This window comes from Bartonella sp. CL25QHWL, assembly GCF_042195335.1.
Lineage (GTDB): Bacteria > Pseudomonadota > Alphaproteobacteria > Rhizobiales > Rhizobiaceae > Bartonella.
Genome location: NZ_JBHIOE010000074.1, coordinates 1 through 868, shown reverse-complemented (window position 1 = coordinate 868; position 868 = coordinate 1). Strand labels below are relative to the sequence as shown.

Here is an 868-nt window from a genome sequence, read left to right as displayed (position 1 = left end):
ATTGCAGTTTGCATTTCGATATTGGCCGTGCTCAGGAGCGAGTGTTTAGGGTTTAGGGTTTTTCCGATGGTTATGCAAACTGAAGCACTTTTGTGATATTTATAATGCATGATTCCCCCTCGAATTTGATAAGTTTTAAGTTGTGTTCGAATGTATCAGTTGAAAGTTTGGGTCTTATGTGTGATAAAAGTTGTCTTCGTGTAATAATATTGTTAATCATTTAAATAACGATGTTACCGTTTAACAAATACGGTTTATGATTAAACATTTCGATTACTATTTAACAAATAACGTTGCTGTTTAATACATCACTCTGAACAGTTACATTGTTCTTGTTGTAGGTTTCTGGTCATGGCGGTGAACCTAGTTAACGGCCGATGCTACCTGACACCGGTTTGCGAGACTCTGAATGAATTAAAAGCACACATGAACAGTCAACATTGGGATATCATCAGAAGGACACCGTTCGCGGCTTTGACGGAGATTGAAGCCGTCCTCCAAGAGAGACCTCTCCTTGATTCTCTGCTGCAGAGGTACGATGGCCGCACGAACAAATTCAGGATCGGGGCCAGCCTATTGAGTTTCAGTCCTCAAGACGTGGGTCTCATCCTCGGTCTGCGTTGTGATGGAGACGCAGTCGTATTCAAGAAGAAGAAAACACACTCGGCGTTCGAGCAGAGGTATTTTTCAAGAACGTACGAGAGAAACAGAGAGGCCATCAAGAGAACACTGGAGGACACAGTTCGGCAGAGGGGGAAGAGGAGACTTTTGTAAAGATCCTCATGGTGTACCTCATGGGTACTATCCTCTTCCCAAACACTTCCCAGTATGTTCCTATTTGGATCGTTGACTACGTCAACGACCTACA

Annotated in this window: 1 protein-coding gene; it reads left to right on the top strand. The window is 43.1% G+C overall.

All coding sequences use genetic code 11. The features are described from left to right. Positions 1-426: 426 nt before the first annotated feature. The gene (locus ACFILY_RS09530; protein ID WP_375673368.1) at positions 427-774 is read left to right on the top strand and encodes a hypothetical protein; all 348 of its coding nucleotides are present in this window, start codon (positions 427-429) and stop codon (positions 772-774) included. Positions 775-868 lie beyond the last annotated feature (94 nt).

What these genes read in the sequence shown, in the direction of transcription:
- ACFILY_RS09530 (WP_375673368.1), top strand. Translation starts at nt 427, where the DNA reads ATGAACAGTCAACATTGGGATATCATCAGAAGGACACCGTTCGCGGCT.